General features: G+C 49.0%; 14 protein-coding genes and 2 pseudogenes. 9 read left to right on the forward strand and 7 right to left on the reverse strand.

What is annotated here, in order from left to right; genetic code table 11:
- From HMPREF0670_RS07205 to HMPREF0670_RS07230, 7 genes and pseudogenes are all read right to left on the reverse strand, one after another.
- A partial coding sequence (locus tag HMPREF0670_RS07205; RefSeq protein WP_009230491.1) for an N-acetylneuraminate synthase family protein occupies window positions 1-198 on the reverse strand: 198 nt, incomplete at its 3' end.
- Between the two features lie 10 nt (window positions 199-208).
- On the reverse strand, window positions 209-853 hold the full coding sequence (locus tag HMPREF0670_RS07210) for an acetyltransferase (protein WP_009230492.1): 645 nt from the start codon (window positions 851-853) through the stop codon (window positions 209-211).
- A 2113-nt stretch (window positions 854-2966) separates the two neighbouring features.
- Complete coding sequence (locus HMPREF0670_RS07215) at window positions 2967-3983, reverse strand: Acg family FMN-binding oxidoreductase (protein WP_044077941.1); 1017 nt, start codon at window positions 3981-3983, stop codon at window positions 2967-2969.
- Between the two features lie 129 nt (window positions 3984-4112).
- Window positions 4113-4715: a TetR/AcrR family transcriptional regulator gene (locus HMPREF0670_RS07220; RefSeq protein WP_009230494.1), complete on the reverse strand. Its 603-nt coding sequence runs from the start codon at window positions 4713-4715 to the stop codon at window positions 4113-4115.
- A gap of 410 nt (window positions 4716-5125) precedes the next feature.
- Window positions 5126-5326 (reverse strand): annotated as a pseudogene (locus HMPREF0670_RS17525) (AMP-binding enzyme); the annotation flags it as partial.
- 222 nt (window positions 5327-5548) lie between these two features.
- Window positions 5549-6451 (reverse strand): annotated as a pseudogene (locus tag HMPREF0670_RS07225) (AMP-binding protein); the annotation flags it as partial.
- Window positions 6438-6665, reverse strand: coding sequence for an acyl carrier protein (locus HMPREF0670_RS07230; protein ID WP_009230496.1), 228 nt, complete (start codon window positions 6663-6665; stop codon window positions 6438-6440). The pseudogene HMPREF0670_RS07225 and the gene HMPREF0670_RS07230, both read right to left, overlap by 14 nt.
- Window positions 6666-7133: 468 nt before the next feature.
- On the opposite strand from HMPREF0670_RS07230, the gene topA reads away from it, so the two are divergent.
- The 9 genes from topA to HMPREF0670_RS07280 all read left to right on the forward strand — a co-directional run bounded on the left by topA (window position 7134) and on the right by HMPREF0670_RS07280 (window position 26547).
- Window positions 7134-9488, forward strand: coding sequence for a type I DNA topoisomerase (gene topA, locus HMPREF0670_RS07235; protein ID WP_009230497.1), 2355 nt, complete (start codon window positions 7134-7136; stop codon window positions 9486-9488).
- Window positions 9489-9534: 46 nt separating this feature from the next.
- Entirely contained in the window at window positions 9535-10113 is a 579-nt protein-coding gene (locus HMPREF0670_RS07240) for a shikimate kinase (protein ID WP_044077943.1), read from the forward strand.
- Between the two features lie 258 nt (window positions 10114-10371).
- Window positions 10372-12264, forward strand: coding sequence for a biosynthetic arginine decarboxylase (gene speA, locus HMPREF0670_RS07245; protein ID WP_009230499.1), 1893 nt, complete (start codon window positions 10372-10374; stop codon window positions 12262-12264).
- A gap of 1900 nt (window positions 12265-14164) precedes the next feature.
- Complete coding sequence (locus tag HMPREF0670_RS07255) at window positions 14165-16975, forward strand: TonB-dependent receptor domain-containing protein (protein WP_044077945.1); 2811 nt, start codon at window positions 14165-14167, stop codon at window positions 16973-16975.
- Window positions 16976-17241: 266 nt separating this feature from the next.
- Window positions 17242-18498 (forward strand): hypothetical protein, encoded by a 1257-nt coding sequence (locus HMPREF0670_RS07260; protein WP_044077946.1) that lies wholly within the window; start codon window positions 17242-17244, stop codon window positions 18496-18498.
- A gap of 874 nt (window positions 18499-19372) precedes the next feature.
- The gene (locus tag HMPREF0670_RS07265) at window positions 19373-22468 is read left to right on the forward strand and encodes a SusC/RagA family TonB-linked outer membrane protein (RefSeq protein WP_009230504.1); all 3096 of its coding nucleotides are present in this window, start codon (window positions 19373-19375) and stop codon (window positions 22466-22468) included.
- 44 nt (window positions 22469-22512) lie between these two features.
- Complete coding sequence (locus tag HMPREF0670_RS07270) at window positions 22513-24060, forward strand: SusD/RagB family nutrient-binding outer membrane lipoprotein (protein ID WP_009230505.1); 1548 nt, start codon at window positions 22513-22515, stop codon at window positions 24058-24060.
- A 194-nt stretch (window positions 24061-24254) separates the two neighbouring features.
- On the forward strand, window positions 24255-25358 hold the full coding sequence (locus HMPREF0670_RS07275) for a glycoside hydrolase family 18 (protein ID WP_157579589.1): 1104 nt from the start codon (window positions 24255-24257) through the stop codon (window positions 25356-25358).
- Window positions 25359-25383: 25 nt separating this feature from the next.
- Window positions 25384-26547 carry a DUF1735 and LamG domain-containing protein gene (locus HMPREF0670_RS07280; RefSeq protein WP_009230507.1) on the forward strand — a complete coding sequence of 388 codons (1164 nt, stop codon included), beginning with the start codon at window positions 25384-25386 and terminating at the stop codon, window positions 26545-26547.
- Window positions 26548-26612 lie beyond the last annotated feature (65 nt).

Genomic DNA, 26612 nt, shown 5'->3' on the forward strand with positions numbered 1-26612 from the left:
GTTCTCATTCTCACCAGTAGTTTTTTTCTGATAATCTGCCTTCGGAGCATACTTTGAAATCAGTGCAGAAGCCTTGAACGTCTGAAATTTCACCGCATCTACACCGCACGCTTTGGCCTTTTTAACCATTTCTTTTGCAATGGTTGCATCACCACAATGGTTGCAACCTATCTCAGCAATAATATAAACGTGTTCCATTAATCTAATTTTATAAAGAATTGTACTTGACACTATTCGAGGGAATTTCCTTTGCAGGGACACCGACAACTGTCGTATTCGGTCTAACATCACGAATAACTACCGTTCCAGAACCAACTAAAGCCCACGTCCCTATTCTAAGTTGTCCATTAATTATCGCTCCACTACCAACAAAGCCACCTTCTTCAACTATTACATCACCATTAAGCGTTGAATTAGTTGATAAATTAACATGGTCTTGAATGTTACAACCATGCTCAACCAAAGCCCTTGTGTTAACAACACAGTTGTTACCAACACAACATCCATGATTAAGGATTGCAAGCTTACCAACAAAGCAACCTTCTCCCATTGTCGCATGTCTAGAGATAATGGCAGAACTATCTATAACATTAATTAGCGATAAACCATACTGTTTCAATTTATCGAACCATAATTTCCGCTTGGCATTATTTCCTATTGCTACAAAGAAAACGCAATTTTTATAATGTCCTATGTCTTCTACTTTGTTTCCTATTATAGGATATCCCAAGTGCTCTGACCCAATAGGCTTTATGTCATCAAGGAAACCTTCCATTTTAAAGTTCATATAATCTAGAGAGTCTAAAACGGATTTGGCATATCCTCCTGCACCAACAATGATTAAACTTTTCATTAATTTAAATGCTAATATAATTAATATTCAACAAGAACCATGCACTCTATAACAATTAACACCATTCGTATTATGTAAAACAAGACCCATACCCTGGTGATCCTTTTGTTTCTCACAATATGCAAAAGATACAGTTAGTCCATCACCACTCTATTCCCAAAAAAGATTATCTTTTACCTAGACACTTTACTTAATTTCACGACTTTGTTATTGAGCTGCATTATCCATCTCATCATTGTCATAAAAAACGTTCAACGTATAATGAGTTGCAAAATACCACATACTTGGACTTTACACGTCTAGTAATGTGGCTACTGTGACAGGGGGGCTACTTGTCTATGTAAGATATAAACCAATGCAATAACTTTACCCTCAGCTATCAGAAAATCTTATTGCAAAGAGTATTCCCCTCACACAGATCTAGGAGATGTATACACACCTTATCCTCCCTATCCCACAATTAAGGAGTATTGGGACAAGTACTTTTTTCCAACTCTTCTGCAACTACAAAACTCACTTCAGAACACCATTTGTCCGCAAGTTCTCCTTTGTGCATGCTATTTCAACATGCAAAACTATATATTTTTTTTTAAAGGTGCAAATATATCTTGAAATGAGTTATTGGAGAAGAAACAGAAATGAACATTTTCAAGAGGCTTTGGAATACCTTTTCCATCACCTCCTCATCGATTAGCTTTTACAGGCTTTCACTCTGTGGCATACACCTTTACACGTCCAGGACAACAGAACATGGCAAGCGCATATAACTCTCGGAGTATACCTTCGCTTTTATATTCCCAGCCATTCAATTGTTTTCTTGGCCAAATAACGTATTATACCACCTACCAAAAGGCTTATTACCAACAGCAAGACATCTAAGGCCATAGAAAAAGGAACTGAGTGTATTCGACAAAATGCCCTGCAACCGCTCGCACTGGCGGTAGCAAGCTTACATGTTTTCCGTGTCGATACTTATAAACGCGTACACGGCATAATCGCTTTTGTATGGTTTTCAGCAAGAATTTTAACATTATGAATGCCGTTTTTGTTCGCCAAGTGCTCACCGTGTCGCAAAAAATCGATTCTCGCGGTGGTTGGTTTTGATGCAAAAAGGGGGTTGTTGTAAATGCTGGCAAAATGAATTTTTATTTAAAAACACCACCATTTGCACCTCTTTTTGGGCTATTTGTGGCAAAATATAGTGCAATATGCCGCTAAATACAGTGCGTTTTGGTGCAAAATGCAGTGCGTTTTGATGCTAAATGCAGTGCGTTTTGGTGCTAAACGCAAGGTAAAATGGTGCTAAATGCAGTGTTTTTTACCGCTGAATGCAAGGCGAAAAGCATAAATATGCGCTGCGATTGTATAATTAATACCTTCCGTTGCCATGAAAAATATGGCTAAAAGGAGCGAAATGGCCGTTAAAAAGTGGGTTTTTAGGGGCTAAAAGTGGGTTTTTAGGGGCTGAAAGAGGGTTTTGGGGGACGAAAAGATTGTGAGTTGGCGACCATCTAGAAAGGCAAAATGGTGCAAAATGCAGGTTTTGTTCCTGAAAACAGACAAGACAAAAGACGTGAAAGGCAAAAAATAGTGGCTTTTTACCTTCTTTAGAACCTATATTTTCGCTAGAATGGAGTGAAAATTAGAGCGGTATTGTAAAATAAAGAATAACATTTTAAGTTTTTAAGTTGGTGAGTTGATGAGTTGATGAGCTGAGGGGTTAACAAGTTGATAAGTTGACTGGTTAACAAGTTAACCAGTTGACAAGTTAACCAATTTGCAAGTCAACCAGTTGACAAGTTAACCAGTTGGCAAGTTAACCGATTGACAAGTTAACCGATTGACAAGTTAACCAGTTGACAAGCAGATGAGTTGTCGGTTCACAAGTTGACAGGTTCGCAAGTTGACAAGTTAATGAGTTGACAAGTTAATGAGTTAATGAGCGAACGGTCGGACTAATTGCCGCGTTTACTTAATCCATTTCTGATTATCAACTTGCTAGCTAAGTTCTCATTAACTCGTAAACTTGCCAACTAAAACATCGTCGATTCGCCTACTTGTTAACTCGTAAACTTGTCAACTGGTTAACTCGTCAACTCGTCAACTCTTAACATCACATCCTTTCCACCTTTGCCTCTCTTCGCTGCGAATACGGCATCTTCTTGCCATAGCCAATGCGGATTAAGATGGTGGGGCGTTCGTTGGTTAGCCCCAATTTCTGTGCAAGTTCCACAGCCAATGTGGGTTCTTCGTTGGGTTGGTTAAGGTAAGCGTGCGCAATTCCCATCTGCGTAGATCTTAAAAGGATGCGTTCAAGGGTTCGTCCCAAGTTCACCCATTGTTCAATCGTGTTGTCTCGGCTGGTCAGCAACACAAGGTGAGAGGCGGATGCCATGTTCTTGGCGTCGCTCTTGTTCTGCTTTTTCTCGTTGATGGCATTGGCCATTATCGGTTTGGCGATAAACTTGGGAACGTTTGGTGCACCGAATACGGCATAGCTTAACCCGTCTTTCGTTGCATTTTGGTGTTTCTTATTATACCGCATCCACTGCTGCAACTCCGTCTTAAAAGCCTTATTGTGCATTTGCAGTCGGTTGCCGGCATACACCATTTCGGTAATCGTGGTGTATTCTGCCGAACCATTTTTATAGTAATGCACGCCAATGGAAGGCTCTGCGCCGATGTTCTTTAACGAAACAATGCTGTCTTCGGGAACAATTCTGCCATCATAGCGGCTCCTATTGGTCTGCCGTAGGGCAATTTGGGCAAACAAGGGACTTTCCATGTGATGGTTTTGCTTAGTGAGAAACACTTTTATCACGCCTTCGTGGGTAACAGTCACTCTTGTTTCGTAGCCCTTATGGGCGGCTGCAATGCAAAGATTTTCGGCAGCACAGCCAAGACTCACGAACAATTCGCGGTGGTTTGGGTCTACAACTGGCAGCGACTTGGTGAAGTCGGGCAGAATATCTATCTCTCCGTCTGCTATCTTAAACAACCACGGTTGTGTGTTATGGCCCGATGGGGCCTTAACTGCCTGAGCTATCATAAACAGATAGTCGGGTTCTTGGGCAAATACATTACTCATCATTCCTATAAATAAGATAAGTGTTACAAATATTTTTTTCATCGCTGGATAAGTTAATGAGGTTACAAGCTTACAAGTTGACGAGTTAACGAGGGTTTAGGTGGACAGTTTACGAGTTTACCAGTGGATGCGTTGCAAGTTTACGAGTGCACTCGCCCTCTTATCCACTTGTTAACCCGTCAACTGGTTAACTTGCTTTATCCATAAATCAATCATTAAGTCTAGCCCTTTAACAACCTGCTCCCAACCTTCGTTGCTCCGTAAGTTGATGCCGTTATACGTGGGGCTTTGCTCCTCTATCAGCACCAAATAGCTGATAGAGGCAGAGAGGATGGTGGCCAAGGCTGCAACTTCGGTGTGGTGAGAATGGGTAAAACCGCTCACCGCCTTTATCAATTCGCAGCCATTTCGTTCCCTACGGTCGCGCAACAGCTGAATGTTCTCATTGTCGGTGGTAAGTTCCCAACGGCACAATCGCCTCAACGTAACGTCGTTTCGTAGCCGTATTATTTGCTCGCGAAACATCCGTTTAAGGCTTCCTGCAACATCAGCCCCGTCGATAGCGTGTATATCCGTGTTGGCCCAATAGTCTTTGCTCAGCAAGTATTGGGCAATCAAATCGTCTAATCCGCCAAAATAGCGGTATATAAGCATCTTTGAAACGCCTGCTTTTTGGGCTATGACATTGACGCCAAGTCGTTCGAAACCATCGTTGGCAATGATGTCGTCAACCGCTTGGAGTATCTTCTGTTGTGTTAGTTCCCTATCTTTCATTCCGTTTACCTTTTATCATGTTACCAATAAGTAACTACAAAATTAGGTTACTCGTTGGTAACATGCGATAAAGAACTGTTAATTCTTTCGCTTTTACACAAAGTTTAACGGATGAAAGAGGGGTTGACAGACCTCTTTACGCACAAGAAAGCTAGGAAGAGCCGATGTTCGGCGGGCTATTAAATGGCCAATAGCGCATTAAAGCACGTTAACAAAGGTAACGCGCCCACAAGATAACCATCCCTCTGCAAAGGGATAGGGGTAAAGAAGATGTGTTTACTTCGGAAAAGCGTAGGAAGTATGGGTGAGGTTGACTTCACCCCTGCCCTCTCCTAAGCCTATTATGTCTTTCTTAAAGCATGTTCTAAAAATGCCACTTTTATTTCTTTTCTCCTTTTAAAGTTCGCCCTTCACTGTCTTAAAAGATACCGTTTTCGGTCTATCTTTCCGTTAGGGGTTAGTGCTAAGGACTCTACCTGCTCGTAGAAAAGCGGCACTTGGTGGGGTTCAAGCTGTTCTTTCAGTCGGCGTGCCAAGTCTTTGGCGTTAATTTCAACATCACCATCGGCAACAACAAGCAACTTTAACGCTTGGCCCAAAATAGGATGAGGTGTGGCAATGCAAATACAAGCCTTTACTTCGGCCAAGCTGTTGGCCGCGGCCTCCACTTCTTGCGGACTAACCTTAAAGCCGCCTGTATTGATGATGTCGCTGTCCCTACATTTAAATTGCAGACGGCCTTGCTCGTCTATCTCGCCGCAGTCGCAAGTGGTAAAACTCTTCTCCGTCAGCGGCTCATAAGTTGTTTGGTCGCCCATGCGCAGGTATCCGTTCATCAGCGTATCGCCTGCACAACGGATATGGCCTTCGGGCGTAATGTCGAAACGCGCGTTAGGCAAAGCATAGCCCACGCAGCCTGCCAGCTGATGGTGCGTAAACTCGAAGGTTGCCACCACGCCCGTCTCGGTAGAGGCGTAGGTGTTGAATAGGCGTGTATGGGGCAGTTGTTGGTGCAACTCCGCCATTGTGGGCGTGTCTAACGCATCGCCACCTGTCTCGATAAAGGCCAGCTTAATGGCCGCGTCTTCCATTTGCTTACCGCCAAACTTGGTAAGCATACGTATGCACGACGGCACGAGGAAGGCTCCCACGCTCATTTCTTTGCAAGATGCAAGCAGGGAGAAGAACTCGTTGAAGTCGAACTTGGGCATCAGGCAGCACGTTGCCCCCGCTAACATGGTGGCCCAGACCTTAGACAGACAGCCCAAATGGTTGAGTTGGCCCGGCACAACAAACCTAATGTCGTGGCGATAGGCTTGTCCATGCACGATGTTCTCGGCACTGGCAACAATGGCTCGCGTGCCAATAACCACCCCTTTGGGTGCGCCCGTGGTGCCAGTAGTGAAAAGTACATCGGCCGAACCCTCTGGAAAGTAAAACCCTTGCAAGGCTTTCTCCATCCGCACAGTTTGTTCGGGCGTGGCGGCGGCAGGCAAAAGCACGGCCACTGCCCCCGCAACATGCATGGCAAAGTAGCTGATCAGGAAGTCGGCATCGCAACTTGCCCTTAGCACCACGCCTTTTCGCTGCATGCCTTGGTAGTGTTGGGTGCGCAACATCGTGCGTTGGCGAAGTTCTGCATAGGTAAGCTCTTCGCCATTCAGCACCATCGCCACCCTTTCGGGGGCGTTCTGCGCGTGTCTGTCTATGTGCTGTTCAATGCTAAGCATCGGCATTTTGCTTTCGTCTAACCATCTCGGCCAAGGTGTCTAGGCTCTTAAAGTTGGCTGGCGTGGCATCGGTGGCATCCACGTCAATGCCAAAGTTGTCGGCCAAGAGCATCATAATCGTTGTTACGTCCAACGAATCCAGTTCGGCCATCAAGAACTGCGAGTCGAGATCTACCAGTGGTAGTGCCCCTCCAAGTATGTTTCTTATTTTTTCTTTCATTGCTTATGGGTGGTTTAGCATTTGTTGCTTGTACCTTGCGCGAGCGCATAGCCGCTAGGCAAAGTAAAGCACACACAAAATTAATAACAATCGTCCAAACAGCAAGCTTTTTGTTGGGAAAATCCTTCAAGGCATGTTCTAACACACCATGTTGTTGCGCATTTCCAGCCCTTATATCAGCGAACGCGCGAGGTTACTTTACACATGGTGCCTCTGCATGTCGTGTTGTATTGGCCGCCAATTCCTCAATAAGTAAGAAAAGCTGGTCAACGTTTACATCCAACCAATGCCATCCCACAAAAGCTACACGGCCGCTAAGCAAGTCGTTACTCATTAAAAAACGTTAAAGCCTTTATATATAATAAGGTGTATGCAAAAGTTTTATTTACTTTTGCGCGGCAAATGGCATGTGCGCCGTTGGGGTGTACGCCCCTTAGCCGCATGCACAGAACTTAAAATAACAACACCATGCAACAAAACTTAGTGATTGTAGAGAGCCCCGCAAAGGCCAAAACCATAGAAAAGTTCCTTGGAGAAGACTTCAAGGTAATGTCGAGCTACGGACATATCCGTGACTTGAAAAAGACTGGATTGAGCGTAGACCTCGACACCTTTGAGCCTTTCTACGAGATTTCGGACGATAAGAAAAAGGTGGTGACCGACCTGCAAAAGGCTGCGAAAAGCGCCAAGCGCGTGTGGTTGGCAAGTGATGAGGACCGCGAAGGAGAGGCCATTTCATGGCACTTGTGCGAGGTTTTGGGTCTAGACGAAGACAAAACCAACCGCATCGTGTTCCACGAGATTACGAAACCGGCCATTCTTCGTGCCATTGAAGAGCCGCGCCGCGTTGACATGAACCTCGTAGATGCGCAACAAGCACGCCGCGTACTCGACCGAATGGTGGGTTTTATGCTCTCGCCCATACTCTGGCGCAAGGTAAAACCATCGCTCTCGGCTGGTAGAGTGCAGAGTGTTGCCGTGAGATTGGTGGTAGACCGCGAGCGCGAGATTAACGCTTTCAAGCCCGAAACCTTCTATCGCATCGTTGCCATCTTCGCCATTACCAACGACGAGGGCGGCATGACCGAGGTAGATGCCGAACTAGACACGCGATTTAAAACCCACGAAGAGGCGCTGGCTTTCCTCGAAAAGTGCAAAAACGCCGAATTTACCGTCGAAAGTGTCAGCAAAAAGCCCTTGAAACGTTCGCCCGCTCCGCCTTTCACCACCTCTACCCTGCAACAAGAGGCGGCCCGAAAACTGGGGTTCAGCGTGTCGCAAACCATGATGGTGGCCCAACGACTGTACGAAAACGGACGAATTACCTACATGCGTACCGACAGCGTTAACCTCTCTGCACTTTGCATCAATGCCACGAAGGAAGAGGTTACCCGCCTATGGGGCGAGCAATATAGCCTGCCGCGCAACTTCCATACACACGCTAAGGGGGCGCAAGAGGCACACGAGGCCATACGCCCAACCTATATGAACGTCACCAAGATAGACGGAACGCAACAAGAAAAAAAACTGTACGACCTGATTTGGAAACGTACCGCCGCCTCGCAGATGGCCGAAGCGCAACTCGAAAAGACGCGCGTTAACATCAACATATCGGGAACTAGCGAACATTTCGTTGCAACAGGCGAGGTTTTGACCTTCGACGGATTCTTGAAAGTGTACCGCGAATCTACCGACGATGAGGACGAAAACCAGTCAGACTCTTCGCGAATGCTGCCCCCCATCAACGAGGGCGACAAGCTAGAACGCCGAGAAATAACCTCGATAGAACGTTTTACGCAAGGTCCTGCACGCTATACCGAGGCTAGCCTTGTGCATAAGATGGAGGAATTGGGCATCGGTCGTCCGTCTACATACGCCCCAACCATCAGCACCATCCAACATCGCGAGTATGTAACAAGGGGCGACAGCAAGGGCAAAGAACGCCAATACCTGGTAGATACGCTTAAAGGCATCGTGATAACGACTAAGAATAAGAAGGAGAACGTTGGCGGCGACAAGGGCAAACTGTTGCCTACCGACGTAGGCATCGTGGTGAACGACTTCTTGATGGATAGTTTCCCCACCATCATGGACTATAACTTTACGGCGCATGTTGAAGAAGATTTCGACCGCATTGCCGAAGGACAAGAGGAGTGGAAGGCCATGATGAAAGCCTTTTATGCCGACTTCGGCCCTACGGTAGACACGGTGATGAACGCTCGTTCGGAGCATAAGGCCGGCGAACGCGTATTGGGCGAAGACCCAACAACAGGCAAACAGGTGCTTGTAAAGATTGGCCGATTCGGTCCGGTGGCGCAGATTGGCGTTGCAAGCGACGACGAAAAGCCGCGTTTCGCCAACCTCACCGCTGGTTTGAGCATCGAAACCATCACGCTTGAAGAGGCTCTCGAACTGTTTAAGCTGCCTCGTACGGTGGGTGAATTCGAAGGTAAGCCCGTGGTAATTGGCTCGGGAAGGTTCGGCCCGTACATCTTGCACGACAAGAAATACACTTCGTTGCCCAAAACCGAAGACCCACACTCGGTTACACTCGAAACTTCGGTGGCACTTATCGAGCAAAAGCGCATGCAGGAAAAGCAAAAGCACTTGAAATCGTTTGCCGAAGACCCGAAACTAGAAGTGATAAACGGTAAGTTCGGCCCATACCTGGCTTACGACGGCAAGAACTACAAATTGCCCAAAGAGTTGCACGACAAGGCTAGCGAACTTACCTACGAGCAATGTATGGAATTAGTGAAGGCGGCACCCACAAAAGCCAAACGCACCACCAAGGCATCTGCGGCTAGCAAAGCCAAGAAATAAAATTAAAGCCTGCAAAGGCTCCACTAAACAACGCGTTCAGGATAATATGCAAAACGGCTTGCCAAGCACCGCAAGCCCCAATAAGGGCAAAGGCGTGTGCCATCGCATCATACTCATTGGCTATATGGGGGCTGGAAAAACCACCATAGGCAAGGCCTTGGCCGCCGAGTTGGGCCTGCGTTTCTACGACCTGGACTGGTATATCGAGTCGCGCATGCGCAAAACTGTGGCTCAATTGTTTGCCGAAATGGGCGAAGAGGGGTTCCGTCGCATCGAACGAAACATGTTGCACGAGGTAGCCGAGTTCGAAGACGTACTCATTAGCTGTGGTGGTGGCACGCCATGTTTCTTCGACAACATGCAGTACATCAACCAACAAGGCCATACGCTATACCTTAAAGCCTCGCCCGATGTGCTATACAAGCACTTAAAGATGGGCAAGTCGGTGCGTCCCTTGTTGCTGAACAAAACGCCCTACGAGGTGAAAGCCTTCATCAGCGAGCAACTTGCCGCGCGCGAACCCTTCTACCTACTTGCTCATCACACCCTCGACGTAAGTCTGATGGACAACTTCGAGAAGATTAAGCTGTCCGTGACACAAGCAAAAGAGGTGTTGGGCGTGTAGTTAGTGGATTAGTTAACGAGTTGACAAGTTGACGAGATGGTGAGTTGACCAGTTGACTAGTCAATGAGTTAACGAGGTGACGAGTAGACAAGATGGTGGGTTGACGAGAGGACAAGTTGATGGGCGCAGCCATCTTTTCACCTTTTCACCCTTTCACCTTTTCACTTTTAAATGCCTTTTCACCTTTAAATGCCTTTCCGCCTTTAACTCGCCTTTCCAGGTAACAAACATTAATATAAAGAACCCAATATAGCAGAAATGAAGAAATGGACTATTGAAGATTCGAAGGAACTGTACAACATCAACGGTTGGGGCACTTCGTTTTTTGGCGTTAACGATAAGGGCGACATTTATGTGTCGCCATGTAAGGACAACACCGAGATTGACTTGCGCGACGTGATGGACGAGCTGGCTCTGCGCGACGTTACGTCGCCAGTACTGCTGCGCTTTCCCGACATCCTCGACAGTCGAATCGAGAAAACAGCCAGCTGTTTTAGGCAGGCAGCCGAGGAATACGGTTACAAAGGCGAAAACTTTGTTATCTATCCCATCAAGGTTAACCAAATGCAACCCGTGGTAGAAGAGATTATCTCGCACGGCCGCAAGTTTAACCTGGGGCTTGAGGCAGGCTCCAAACCCGAACTGCACGCCGTTATCGCCGTGCAATGCCAAAGCGATTCGCTCATCATCTGCAACGGATATAAAGACCAAAGCTACATCGAACTGGCCCTATTGGCACAAAAGATGGGCAAGCGCATATTCCTTGTTATCGAAAAACTGAACGAGTTGGAACTCATCGCTCGTGCTGCGAAGAAACTAAATGTGCGCCCAAACTTGGGCATTCGCATTAAGTTGGCCTCGTCGGGTTCGGGTAAATGGGAAGAAAGTGGCGGCGATGCAAGCAAGTTTGGCCTAACAAGTAGCGAACTGTTACAGGCGCTCGAACTGCTCGACCAAAAGGGATTGCGCGACTGCCTGAAACTGATACACTTCCACATCGGCTCGCAAATAACCAAGATACGCCGCATACAAACCGCCCTACGCGAGGCATCGCAATTCTATGTGCAGCTGCATAAGATGGGCTACGACGTAGATTTCGTGGATTGCGGTGGCGGACTGGGCGTGGACTACGACGGAACGCGTTCGCCAAGCAGCGAAAGTTCGGTAAACTACTCGATACAAGAATACGTTAACGACTGTATCTACACCTTTGTAGATGCAGCCAACAAGAACGGCATCGAGCACCCCAACATCATTACCGAAAGCGGACGCTCGCTAACGGCTCACCATAGTGTGCTGGTTATCGACGTGTTGGAAACGGCCACGCTACCCGAAATGAAGGAAGAATTTGAGCCTTCGGAAAACGAACACCAACTGGTAAAAGACCTCTACGACATTTGGGACAACATCAACTCGCGCTCGATGTTAGAAGATTGGCACGATGCAGAGCAAATTCGCGAAGAGGCCCTCGACCTCTTTGCGCACGGCCTGGTCGACCTACGTACGCGGGCAGAAATAGAAAGCATGTATTGGAGTGTGTGCCGAGAAATCAACACCATAGCCAAAGGCTTAAAACATGTTCCTGAAGAATTACGAAACATGGACAAGCTATTGGCCGACAAATACTTCTGCAACTTCTCGCTTTTCCAATCGCTGCCCGACAGCTGGGCTATCGACCAGCTTTTCCCCATCGTTCCCATACAAAGGCTAGACGAAAGACCCACACGCAACGCCACGTTGCAAGACATTACGTGCGACAGCGACGGCAAAATCGCCAACTTTGTTACTAATCGCCACATCTCGCATGTGTTGCCTGTGCACACGCTACGCAAAAACGAACCATATTATTTAGGTGTTTTCCTCGTTGGCGCTTATCAAGAGATACTGGGAGATATGCACAACCTGTTTGGCGATACCAACGCCGTGCACGTGTCGGTTAAGGATGGCAAGTACCACATCGACCAAATCTTCGATGGCGAAACGGTTGAAGAGGTTCTCGACTATGTGCAATATAACCCCAAGAAACTGGTTCGACAACTCGAAATTTGGGTTACTAAGAGCGTTAAGCAAGGCAAAATCTCGCTCGAAGAGGGTAAAGAGTTCCTCTCAAATTACCGCTCTGGGTTGTACGGATATACATATTTGGAGTAAACTATTGAGGGGGATGCGCATACATCCCCCCAACTTTTTTGTTTGAATGTTGGGATGTCCCCCGAAATCGCCCGCCAAGGTTCGGTCGGCATGCTCGGCCGACCTCGTCTTAACCCCAATCGGTTCATTAGAGCCGCTTAGATTTCGTTTAGTTGCTAACCATATTATCTGGCTTATTCTTGAAGGAGCAGCATACTACGTCGAAAGAATAAGACACACAAGATGCCGACAAGCAAACGAAAGACGAGCAGAAAGCGATGGAAACAACCTGAAATAATTGATAAGCGGTATAACCACCGATTGGGATTTAACGCTTTACCTACAAGTTGAAAACTGGCTGCTAATGGCAGATGGTTCCTGTATTTCCAGCAGATGATTTCGGAGTTTCCAGCAGATGGTTTCGGTGTTTCCAGCAGATGATTTCGGTGTTTCCAGCAGATGGTTTCGGTGTTTCCATGATGCTGTCTTCGTTAGCCGCGAACAGCATGCCCTTCAACCGCTCGCACTGGTGTTCGTAAGCGTACGTGTTTTATGCGCCATTGCCCATACACGCGTACGCACCACAATCGCCATTGTCCAGTTTTCGGCAAGAATTTTAACACACTGACTGCCCTTTTTGCGCACCAACCGCCCGCCTCGCCGCAAATAATCGATTCTCGCGAAGGTTGGTTTTGATGCCAAAAGGGCTTAGTTTTAAATGCCACCAAAATGTATTTTTATTTAAAAGCACCGCAATTTGCACCAGTTTTTGGGCTATTTGTAGCAAAATGCAGTGCAATATGCGGCAAAACGCAGTGCATTTTGGTGCTAAATACCAGGTAAAATGCCGCAAAACGCAGTGCGTTTTGATGCTAAATGCAGTGTGTTTTGATGCTAAACGCAAGGCAAAATGCTGCAAAATACAAAACGACAAGCATAAAAATACGCTGCAATGGTATAAACATAACCTTTTAGAACCACAAGAAACACGGCTAGAATGGGCAAAATAACCCTCAAAATGTGGGATTTTGGGGGTAAAAAGTGCGTATTTGGACCCGAGAAATGATGGGTTGGCAACCAAAATAGAAAGGCTAAATGGTGCAAAATGCAGGTTATACTCTTAAAAACAGACAAAACAAAAGACGTGAAAGGTTAAAAACAGTAGTGGTTTGCCTACTTTTAGGCCAACATTCTTGCTAGAACGGAGTGGAAAATAGCGAGCTGTTGTAAAGATTTAAGTCGGCAAGTTTGTCCGTTGATGAGTGGATGAGTGGGTAAGTTGGCGAGCCTGTGAGTTGAGAAGTTGGCGGATGTGAGCTGAGAAGTTGGCGAGGTTTTGAGTTGACGAGTTGGTGAGTTGGTGGGGTTTTAAGTTTGTGAGTTGATACGTTTATGAATGGTTAAGTTTGTGAGTTTGTGAGTTGATGCGTTTGTGCGTTGATAGAGCCAGCATGCAACCAGACAAGAAACGATACGAATACTTGCAGCCAAAGGCCAGTTTTACACCCTTCGCGGCATGCCCAGATACAGACAACGGAAGAAACAACGAGGGAGCAGAAACCTTATATGGCATGTGCTAAATAATCGCCTTTATCTCGTTTTTAGCGTAGAGCTAAGCAGATTTGGCTTACTTCTTGAAGGGACATAGTGGACTATACGACTGAAAGGGTAAGCCAAAGATGCCAGACAAAAGCAAAAAAGGGGGTGAAGAGCGAAACAAGGAACAACCAATGAACCTTAGCGGCCATTTATTTTAAACAAGCCACACATCATGCTGCTGCGCTGCGCCTGCACCCATCGGCAGCACCGCCCCCACACCAGCGCGCACAGATAACGGCATTTACTTATTTCTAGGTATTGCCGAGGGTTAACAATTGTTTTAACTTTGCAGACGTTTTTAAAAATCACATTATTCGTATTCATGATAACTTTCAAAAGAGTTCTTTTGCTCTGTACCCTTTCAGCCGCATGTGGCGGGGCGTTTGCGCAAAAGGTGGCGTCGGGCGTGGTGCTAGATGCCGAAACAAAAGAACCCCTCATTGGCGCCGTGGTGTGCACATCCAATGGACAGAAGGTGGTTTCCGACCTGAACGGAGAGTTTAACATCAGTGTAAATCCAGGCGAACGGCTCAGCGTTTCGTATGTTGGCTATGAAAACAAGCAACTGCCCATAGCCGACACTCAACAGCGAACGGTGGTGAAACTGAACCGCGGGCTAACCCTTCAAGAGGTGAACGTGGTGGCCAGTATTGCCAGTGCGCGCAACAAGAAGGCCGTGGGAGCCGACGTTGCCCACCTGGATGCCGCCAAACTGCTGGCCAAAGGGCAAGCCGCGAACCTGAGCGACCTGCTGGACGGCCGTGTTAGCGGCATGCAAATGTTTCAAAGCAACGGCAAGGTGGGCATGCCCATCCGCTTTAACATGCGCAGCGGAGCCACACTCAGCATGGACCGCGACCCCATCATCTACATCGACGGCGTGCGCTACAACAACTCGCACACGTCGGACATCAACACCTCGCAAGACGCACTGAGCGCACTGAACGACCTACCGATGGACGACATTGCCTCGATAGACGTTATTAAAGGACCTGCCGCTGCTGCATCGTATGGCGCAGAAGCCGCCAACGGGGTTATCGTCATCACCACCAAGCGCCAAAGCGGCTCCACACTTGAACGTGGAAAGCTTGCTGCAACAGCGAAAATATCGGCGGGATGGAGCAACAAGGCTAGGGAATACACCCAGTTTGTTAACAACACCGACATCAACAATTTCTTCGTTACAGGGCATAACGTCAGCGCATACGCCAGTTTCACAAAGAATTTCACCCCCGGCAACCAACTCTTTTTCTCGTTCAACGAAAGCCACAACGGCGGTATCGTGCCCGGGAACAAAGACGTGCGCCACTCGCTGCGCGCCGCCTACGACATGAAACAAGGCCCATTTACGCTGAATTTCACCGTGGGATACGTCAACGGCGACATCAGCATACCGCAAACGGCACAAGGAAGAAATGATGCCATCTGGAACCTTATGCGTGCCCAAAAGCCGTGGGAATATGTTTCGGAACGTACCTGGCGCGCCATGAAGTGGAAATACGACAACGACCGACTAACCGCCGCCTTGCGCATGGCCTACGTTCTGCCCTACGACATTAAGTTGGAAACACAACTGGGCTTGGACCTCAACCACATCGACGGACTTTACACCCTGCCCTACGGCTACCTGCTGGGCACTAACGACGAGGGCGAGAAAAGCATCTCGAACCGCCGCAACCAAAACCTTACCTGGGACTGGAAAGCCAGTAGGCGGTTCGACCTTGGCCACAAGCTGCACCTAACAGGCACGCTGCTCTCGCAAATCGTGCAACGCCGCGAGACGATGGATAAGACCTCAGCCTCGATATTCCCCGCCGATGTAGACAACATTGCGGCAGCTGCCCAACGATCGGTGCTGGAAACGAGTTTTGAACAACGCACGTGGGGGCTTTATGGCGAGGCCTTTCTCAACTACGACAACCGCCTTTTCGTTAACGCAGGCCTACGCCGCGATGCCTCAAACCTTATCGGCCGAAACGTGGCCAGCATCTATTACCCCTCGCTAAGCGTGGCTTACAACATGGAGAAGGCCAAACTACGCGCGGCTTATGGCGAGTCGGGCAGGCTGCCTTACCCCACCGATGCCTTCACTTACTACGAGGTGAAGGGTATGTCGGCCTATGGGCCGCTGCTTGTTCCTGGGAAGAAAGGCAACGACAACATCCGCCCCGAACGCATGCGCGAGATAGAAGCAGGACTTGACTGGACTCCGGCGCGCCACCAAATAGGCCTTACCGCCTACGCACAGTTCACCACTGATGCCATCATCTATACGCCCCTACTGAGCAGCAACGGATGGGTGGGCGACGAACCGCACAACGTGGGTCGCGTTAATGGCTGGGGCGTGGAACTTAGTTGGAACTGGAAAGCATGGCAAAACCCAGCCCGCACGGCCGACCTTAACCTCTTTGTAACGGCCAACTATCAGGGCAACCGCGTGATAGATACGGGCGGCGCAGACATCGAAAACCTGCCCAACGTGCTTAAAGAGGGGCAACCGGCCTACGCCTTCTATTATAAAGAGGTGACGGGGGCAAACTACGATGCCACAGGCAAATATCTTGGAGCGAAAGAAACCGACGAATATCACTATCTAGGCAAACCCTTCCCCGACTTCAACGGTGCCTTCGGGTTCGACCTCCGCCTGCTGTCCAACCTCACGCTTAGCACCAAATTCAACTGGGCCGTTGGGGCTTCGGTCTACAACCAAAGTTTCTACAACGTGGCCGGACTGGGCGACAACCTTAAGAAACGCGAAGAACTACGCGCACAACTGGCTGCCGAAACGGTGGGGACAGATGCTTACCGCAACGTGGCCGAGAAACTGGCGCGCACCGAACGCAACCGCGCCAACTACATCGAGAAGGCCGACTTCCTCAGGCTCTCGTCCATCTCGTTGGGCTACGATGCCAGTTCTTTTGCCAAGCGGCTCACATCGGACGTGTTGAAAGGTGCCCGACTGATGCTCACCGCCCAGAACCTGTTTCTTGTTACCAATTATAGCGGCATCGAACCGCAAGTTGAGGCCAACGGCGGAACACGGCAAACACGTGGCATGGGCAGCCTTTCGCGCGACATCACCAATGCTCCCTCGGCCCGAACATTTACAGCAACGTTGGCGGTAGAATTTTAGAAATGGGAAAGAAGCCTCACCCCCATCCCCTCTCCAAAGGGCGAGGGGAGTGATTAGCTTTATGAGTTGACAAGTTGACGAGATGACGAGTTAACAAGGTAAGTAGCCACCAGGTAACAAAAGCATACGGCTTAACTCCATAACTCCTTAACTTCATAACTCCTTAACTCCTTACTCCTTTACAGCAACCCTATCAATTAACAAGGCCATTCACTCCCCTCGCCCTTTGGAGAGGGGTTGGGGGTGAGGCCATTTTTAAAATGAAAATGAAATCAAAACATATATCAATAGCCGTGTTGGCCGTGGCCACTGCCCTATCATCGTGCGACGGTTGGATAGACAATGCCAAGACACCTAACAACATGCTCACCACCGAACAGATAACAACACCGAGCATGTTGGCCACCATTCGCACAGAAAACATAAAAGACGGGGCGATGATTGCCAATGTAAAGACCTTGGCCGGTGTGGCAGCCTCGGCCGCCTTCCTTACATCGGGCGCAATGACAGACGAGGTTGAACCGACAGCCAAACCCAATTTCCTTATCTATAAGCAGCTTAAAAGCGACGACGTTAAACCCAACAGCGATGTGGCCGACACATGGAACAAGCTGCAAAACTTTCGTGCAAGAGCCGAAGAGGTGCTACAAGTGGAGGCGAAACTAAGCAACGACGGCACGGAAAACTTTGATGCCGTACGCGCATACGCCCGCTACACTGGGCACCTGTACGCTGGTTTGGCCTATCAGCTGCTTGGAAAGATGTTCTCGAAAAGCACAGAGAGTGCCGAGGGCGTGCGCGTAAACAACCAAATGGTAAGCAACGAAGAACTGCTAGACAAGGCCCAACAACACTATTCGCAGGCCTTAGACGAGGCTAAGGGCAAACTCCTGGCCAATAAGAAGGGCGTGTTTGTGGCCACAACAGCCGTTAAGCAGGTGCGCATGGTCATGGTGAAGCTTGCCATGCAAAGGCAACGATATGCAGAAGCCGCTGCCCTGTGGAACGATGCCTATGCCAACAACATGCAGGTGGATGTGGTTTACAACATCAATGGCAACGCCAACCCCTTGTATTCGGCCGTAGGACTGCCTGCGATTAATGTACAGGTGGATGCCTCGTTGGTGGCTTCGCTTAAAGGGACGGCAGAGCAAAAGGCCATCAACACGGCTATAAACAAGGATGGACACCGATACCTAACGTGGCTGGAAAAATACGCCCCACTGGTTATCATCGACGAAAAGGAGATGAAACTTATCCAGGCCGAACTCATTGTGAGGGGCTTGATGCAGGGCGATGCCGCGCAATGTGTCAATGAGGTGCTTGCCCTTTATTCCACAGGGCAGACAATAACCGCCGCGCCAACGCTTAAAGAGTTGGCACATCTTCGGCACGTGTTCCTCTTCTTACATGGTTGTCGCATCGACGACCTGCGCCGGGCAATGGTAGATGGAGAGCCACAAGCCGCATGGAACGCCCGAAAGGTTAAGTACATACCCATGCCTGAGTCTGAATACAAGTAACAGGCGCATTCTTTTTCCGCAGACCCATTGAGGTTCGTTTACAATAGCCGCTATATGCAAAGCTTTTGTAAATGAACCTCAATGCTTTTTGGCAGAGCAAAAACTGAACTTCACTTCACAAAACGCTTATACGCAAAAGCACTGGTCTCAACACTTCTTTGCCATAATCAAGTTTGCACATATCTGCATTAGAAACCATCATCAGGCACTGATACCTGCACGCATCTCACCCAATCAAACACCATAATAAAAGTTAATTTATCGCTAAAAATTGTTTTATATCAAGGATAACTATAACTTTGCACTCGAAAAAAGGTAAAAGCATAGCTGAGAATGCCACTGCGACAACACTGCAAACAGCGTGTTCGTAGAAGGCAATAACTTTACTGACGGCCTAACCGCCCCCCAATTTACTTAACAAATGAACTAAAAATAAGGTTAAGGCCACTATATATTAGGTCGAATTATCTGCTTAACATCTCTGCCGAAGGACTTTTCTACAAGCCTCAACGCAATTAATTCAATTTGGAACTCGTGTTTTCTAACATTAGGAACAAACAGCAAAACAAGACAGACCAGCTAGCACTGAGCCACACTACGTTGCTCGGCCAACTAGGCACACCCTAGCCTTTGCTAAAAGCAAGTAAGTTCTCTCCCCCGCAAATGGGGCGGGAGAAACACTTTGCGCCTACGCCAATAAAGCAGGGTGCAATGCCTTACGTGCTTACACAAGGCAAGCAGTTACCTAGTCTGCACATGCGCTTACGCATTGCGCAACAAATAGGCGGCTACCGCTATTCGCACCCCAACCCAAAGGTGCTTGCCCCCACAACAAAGAAACATCAATTTTCAAAAGTCATTCAAAATAACATCTATGAACAAGGAAAGAATCCTATCAACGGCAGTCTTTCTTGTCGGCATCGGCACTGGCGTAATGGCCAGCAATGCCTATCCCAACAACAACGGGACGGCACTTGCCAAACAGCTTACAGAAAGGACTGGGGCCTCAACGCCCAACAATCTACAACAAAAGCACAACGAGGTGAAGGTTACGGGAACAGTGTTCGACAGCATGAACGAACCCGTTATCGGCGCCACCGTGCGCGTTAAGGGCGAACAAACAGCCACCGTTACCGACATCGACGGTAACTTTACGCTTAACGCCCATGCTGGCGCAACACTCGTTATTAGCTACTTGGGCCACCAGACACAAGAAGTGGCCGTGCCTGCGAATGGCAATGTAACGGTTACATTGAAGTCGGAATCGCGACAAATCGACGAGGTTGTGGTTACGGCCTTGGGTATTCGCCGTTCTGAAAAGGCACTGAGCTACAACGTACAGAAGGTGGGAACAGACGAACTGACCACGGTGAAGAACACCAACTTCATGAACTCGCTCAACGGTAAGGTGGCCGGTATCAACATCAACGCCTCTTCGGCGGGTATGGGTGGTGCAACGCGCGTGGTGATGCGCGGTCCTAAGAGTATCTCGCAAAGCAACCAGGCACTGTATGTAATAGACGGTGTGCCAATTACCAACACCTCGCATGGCGAAACGGGCAGCATGTACTCGTCGCAACCCGGTTCGGAAGGCATTGCCGACATCAACCCCGAAGACATCGAAAGCATCTCGGTGCTTAGCGGTCCTGCCGCCGCTGCCCTTTATGGTTCGGCTGCCGCACAAGGCGTTGTGATGATTACCACGAAGAAAGGTAAGGAAGGCAAGGTTAGCGTTACCGTTAGCCACAGCACGCAGTTTGCAAACCCCTTCATCATGCCCGAGTTCCAAAACGAGTATGTTAACAAACCCGGAAGTGTTGCCAGCTGGGGCGAGAAAAAGCCGTCGGCGTATGGCAACTACGAGCCCAAGAACTTCTTCAACACGGGTACGAACATACAAAACAACGTAGCCCTTACCGCTGGTAACGACAAGAACCAAACCTACTTGTCGCTGGGTACTACCAATGCAGCCGGCATCTTGCCCAACAACAAGTACAACCGTTACAACTTGACGTTCAGAAACACAACGAACATGCTCGGCGACAAGCTGACACTAGACTTCGGACTGAACTACATTCTTGAAAACGACCGCAACCTTACCGCACAAGGACAATGGTTTAACCCCCTAACGGCCGTTTACCTATTCCCCCGCGGCGAAAGTTTCGATGCCGTTCGCACCTACGAGATATTCGACCCCAACCGCAATGTGTATGTACAGAACTGGAATTATGGCGACGCGCTGAAAATGCAAAACCCCTATTGGGTTACAAACCGCATGGTTCGCGAAAACCACCGCAGCCGTTACATGCTTAGCGGAAGCCTTAAATACAAGATTACCGACTGGCTAGACGTTACGGGAAGATTGCGCTGGGACGATGCTGCCGTTAAACAAGAAGACAAACGCTACGCTTCTACCATCGACCTCTTCGCACATTCGAAGTACGGGTACTACGGACATGCTAAGATTAACGACCAATCGCTATACGGCGACTTGATGGCTAACGTAAACAAGTCGTTCGAAAACTTCTCCATCGGCGCCAACGTGGGCGGTTCGTTCTCGCGAACAAAATACGACAACGAAGGTCATCAGGGCGGTTTGAAGGCGCCATCGAACATCTTCACTCCCAACGCCATCGACTATTCGCTGGTTACAAACGACAACCGCCCCATCTACGACCTGCACAAACACGCCGTGAACTCGCTCTTTGCCAACGTTGAATTGGGATGGAAGAGCATGGTTTACCTAACCCTTACGGGACGTAACGACTGGGATTCGGCACTCGACGGCACCAGCAACGAGTCGTTCTTCTATCCCTCGGTGGGTATGTCGGGCGTTATTTCGCAAATGGTTAAGCTGCCTAAGTTCATCAATTACATGAAGGTTCGCGCCTCGTGGGCATCGGTAGGTAGTGCCATTTCGCCCAACATCACCTCGCGCTGGCGTTACGAATACGTTCCAGCATCGGGCACCTACCGCACCGTTACCTATCGTTTCCCCAAGACATTCTATCCAGAACGCACCGACTCGTGGGAGGCAGGTCTTACCGCGCGTTTCCTTAACAATGCGCTAACGCTCGACCTGACGCTCTACCAGAGCAACACGCGCAAGCAAACCTTCCTGCGCGACGTAACGGCAGGAGGATACGACAAGGAGTATATCCAGCTGGGTAACGTGCGCAACAGGGGTATAGAACTGTCGCTTGGCTACAATCACCGCTTTGGCGACTTGGATTGGAACTCCTCGTTCACGTTCAGCTCCAACCAAAACAAGATTGTTAAGCTGTTCGACGACGACAGAGAAGTGTCGAAGAAGGGCGGACTTAGCGGCGCAGAAATCATCTTGAAGAAGGGTGGCACGATGGGCGACATCTACATGTCTACCGACTTCCTTCGCGATAACGAAGGCAACATCGCTACCGACAACACGGGCAGCGTGCTGCAACGCAACCTAGACAACCCCGAATACCGCGGTTCGGTATTGCCTAAGGCCAACATCGGTTTCTCTAACGAGTTCGCTTGGAAGGGTTTCAACTTCGGTTTCCTCATCACAGCTCGCTTTGGCGGCATCGTTCTATCGCAAACGCAAGCCATTCTCGACGCGTGGGGTGTTTCGAAAGCATCGGCAGACGCTCGCAACAACGGCGGCATCAACCTCAATGGCGGTAAGATTAGTGCCGAGAACTACTACCGCATCGTAGGTGGCGACAACCCCATTTGGAGCGAATACATTTACAGTGCCACCAATGCACGCGTACAAGAGGCGCATTTGGGCTATACGCTGCCCAAGAAGTGGCTCAAAGGTATGGAACTGTCGCTGGGACTAACTGCGAACAACCTATTCTTCATTTACAACAAGGCTCCATTCGACCCCGAAGCCGTTGCCTCGACAGGTACCTACTATCAGGGTTTCGACTACTTTATGCAGCCTAGCTTGCGCTCGTTGGGTTTCAACGTAAAACTGAAATTCTAACGCACAAGCATACATTTTATATATTCAACACAAAGAATACAACGATGAATAACAAACATATATTGAAGTCGATGGCATTGGGAGCCCTGCTAGTAGGCGGCTTAGCCATGCAAACGGCTTGCACCGCTGGTTTCGAAGAGGCCAACCGCCCCGGCCATAAGGTATCGGCAGATGAGCTGGACCGCGACAACTACTCCACCAGTTCGTTCCTTACCCAATTGGTAAACGAGGCTTTCCCCGAACAAGAGAACACGTATCAGATGACCGAAGACCTCATCGGCAACTATCTGGGCCGCTATATGACCTACGCCAACAATGGTTTCAGCGACAAGAACTTCGCCCGTTTCAATGCGCCCAATGGCTGGGTGAGCTGGCCATTCAACAATTCACTGCCCAAAGCAACGTCGGCTTTCAAAGCCATCGCTGCCAAAACGGGTCGCGAAGGCGTGCTCTACGCTCAGGCCTTGGTACTCCGTGCACAGGTTTACCAACGCTATGTTGACATGTATGGCGCATTGCCCGTGGGATTGGAGCAAGACGACGACGCTGCCTACTCTTCGCAAGAAGACGTGTATAAGCTGCTCGTTGCCAACCTAGACACGGCCGCATTGCTGCTTAAACCTTTCAACAGCTCAACGGTAAACGACGAGAACGACAAGGTTTATGAGGGCAAAGTGTCTAAATGGTATAAGTTGGCCAACTCCTTAAAGTTGAGAATGGCCATACGTATGCGCTATGCCGACCCCGCATTCGCAAAGAAAACGGGTGAGGCAGCCGTTGCTGCTGGCGTCATTACGAGCAACGACGACAATTGCGCCGTTACCTATGTACCCAACGGACAATATAAAACTTCTATTGAATGGGGCGACAGCCGCGCTTGTGCCGACTTGGAATGTTTCCTCACGGGTTATGCCGACCCACGCCTTAGAACGTACTTCAAGCCTGCACAAAAAACATCGGGACGTGCCATCGTGGGCTGTCTGGCTGGTGCAAAGATTGAGAATAAGAAGAAAGCCAACGAGATTTATTCGGCTGCCAACGTGGGTCAGAACACTCGTGGCGTGTGGCTAACTGCCGCTGAAATGGCTTTCTGCCGCGCAGAAGGCGTGCTAGCCGGTTGGAGCGGCATGGGTGGAACGGCCAAAGACCTGTACGAAGAGGGCGTAAAACTATCGTTCGAACAATGGGGAGCAGGCAGTGCTGCAAGCTATCTCGAAAACAGCACGGCCAAACAAGCCGACTATACTGATGCCGAAGGAGGTTTCGGACAGTCGCAAGCTGCCGTTAGCACCATCACCATCAAATGGAATGACGGCGCAACGGCCGAGGAAAAGCTCGAACGACTGATGACACAAAAGTGGATTGCACTCTTCCCCGATGGACAAGAGGCTTGGAGCGAGCTGCGCCGAACGGGTTATCCCAAAGTGTTCCCCGTGGCTCAAAGCACATCTGGATACAGCTTAAAGGTGCCCAACCGCATTCCTTTCGCCGTAGACGAACTTACTAAAAACCCCACCAACTATCGCAAAGCGGTGCAACTTATCGGCGGTACCGACGATTACGCAACGAAGATGTGGTGGCAAAAGAAGTAAAGGAATAAATGCTAAGGAGTAAAGGAGTGAAGGGATAAAGAGGAGTTATGGAGTTGCGCCCAGCCGCGATACGGCTATGGCTAATGGCTTTTAAGCCCACCAACTCCACCTCTCCTTGTTAACTGGTAAACTTGTTAACGACCCAACTAGTAAACTAGTAACTCGTTAACCCAACATTATAAAATTAGATTTCGATGAATATTAAGAATAAAACCCTGCTGTGGCTTGCGGCTGCTACGATGTCGCTCACGGCATGCAGCGACTGGACCGAGACGGAAATAAAGAACCCAACCGACTTGACCACCACTAACAAAAGCGAAGCCTATTATGCCAAGCTGCGCGAATACAAGAACAGCGACCATCCCAAAGCGTTCGGATGGTTTGGCAACTGGACTGGCGATGCAGCCATGCTCAACAACTCGATCAAAGGTCTTCCCGACAGTGTAGACTTCGTTTCGCTTTGGGGAAACTGGAGAAACCTAAACGACAAACAAAAGAGAGACCTGCAATTTGTTCAGCAGGTAAAAGGAACGAAGGTGCTGATGTGCTTTATCGTGATGGACATTGGCGACCAAATGACGCCGCCTTTACCCGCAGACAAGGCCAAAGCCGGAACCACGTGGAAAGAATGGAGGAAGGAATTCTGGGGCTGGGGCGACTCTAATGAGTCGAGAATTGCCGCAGCCCAGAAGTATGCCAACGCCATTTGCGACAGCATCGACAAGTACGGCTACGACGGATTCGACATCGATGCCGAACCCAACTTCGCACAACCTTTCGCTACCGACAAGGAGATGTGGAACGAACAGGGCGTGATGACGGCTTTCGTTCAAACCCTAAGCAAGCGTATCGGCCCCAAATCGGGTACCAATAAGATGCTCGTTGTTGACGGTGAGCCCGATGCACTACCCGAATCGCTGGGCGACCACTTCGACTACTTCATCCTGCAAGCCTACAACACCAGCAGCGACGAACAGCTAAACAGCCGTTTGAGAACGCAAATTGAACACTTCAAGAATACACTCACCCCCGAACAGGTGGCAAAGAAAATCATCGTTTGCGAAAACTTTGAGAACTATGCCGCAATGGGTGGCGTAGACTTCCGCACAAAACAGGGCAATGTTATACCCTCGCTCCTCGGCATGGCCTACTGGCAACCCACCTATAACGGACAAACCTTCCAGAAGGGTGGCGTAGGTTCGTATCACATGGAGTACGAATACGGGCAGTCTTCGGCGCAAACCACATACCCCTGGTTGCGCAAGGCCATACAGATTATGAACCCTTCTTTGAAGTAAAACCACACTTAATCATTACGCAAAAATGAAAAGATACAGCATAACCATTAAGGCTGCTGCAATGGCCATTGCAGCCCTTTCGTTGGCCGCATGCAACAATGCCGAATATAGCGAACTCGCCAATCAGGCCTATTTCGAGCAAACGCGCACCAACGCCAACACATCTATGAAGATTACGGTGGGCGAAGACAACGTGCAACAGAACTTCTACGTTAGGCTATCATCGCCTGCCGAGCAAGCCAGCACTTTCGAAGTGTCGGTAGACGAGGCTGCCCTGAACGAGTATAACGCACGCAATGCCACCCACTACGTGGCCTTGCCCACTAGCGAATACGAGCTTACCAACACCGAAGCCACGGTTAACGTTGGCGGCGTAAGCTCTACACCTGTGCAACTTACGGTGAAACCGCTATCCAACGAGGTGAAAAACTCGGGTAAGAAGTATGCCGTGGCCTTAAAGTTGAAAAGCAAAAACGGCGTAAACGACGTGCTCGAACCTGGCAGTAAGCTTGTGTGCATCATCGATCAAGTTGTTCGTCAAGACGTTCCCGTCATCAATTCGGCCGCACGCATCACCTTCAACATGCGCCAAGAGTATGCACTAACGGCATGGACGGTAGAAATGAACGTTAACATCGACAGGCTTGGCAAGGCCATCGGCGAACTAAACAACCAGATGCTCTTCGGTGCATGGGCACCTTCGGGCAAGGACGGCGAGATATACACGCGCTTTGGCGACGCTCCCATCGAAGGAAACCGCTTGCAAATCAAGACCCAAGGCTCGCAACTTAACAGCAACCAACTCTTCGAGGCTGGCAAGTGGTACCACTTGGCCTTTGTTTGCGAAGGCACAAAGCTATCGCTCTACGTTAACGGAAAACTCGATTCGCAGATGGATTTGCCCGGAAAGGTTGTCAACCTAGGCAACACCATGCTCTTTGGAGCCACCGATTACCTCAAAGCTAACGTACAAGTGAGCGAGCTGCGTTTCTGGACTAAGGCTCGTACGCAAAACGAAGTGGCCAACGACATGTACGTTTGCGACCCTGCAAGCGATGGATTAGAGGCCTACTGGAAGATGAACGAAGGCAGTGGCGACACCTTTAAGGATGCCACAGGCCACGGCAACAACGGTAAGGCCGCTACGCTTCCCGCATGGATTCCTAACGTGCGCATCGACGGCAAATAACTAATCGTATAAGGCAGGTTCTAAAAATTACCTTTACTGTATTTTTAGCTTTTAGCTGAGCAGGT

The sequence above is a fragment of the Prevotella sp. oral taxon 317 str. F0108 genome, assembly GCF_000162415.1.
Classification (GTDB): Bacteria; Bacteroidota; Bacteroidia; order Bacteroidales; family Bacteroidaceae; genus Prevotella; species Prevotella conceptionensis.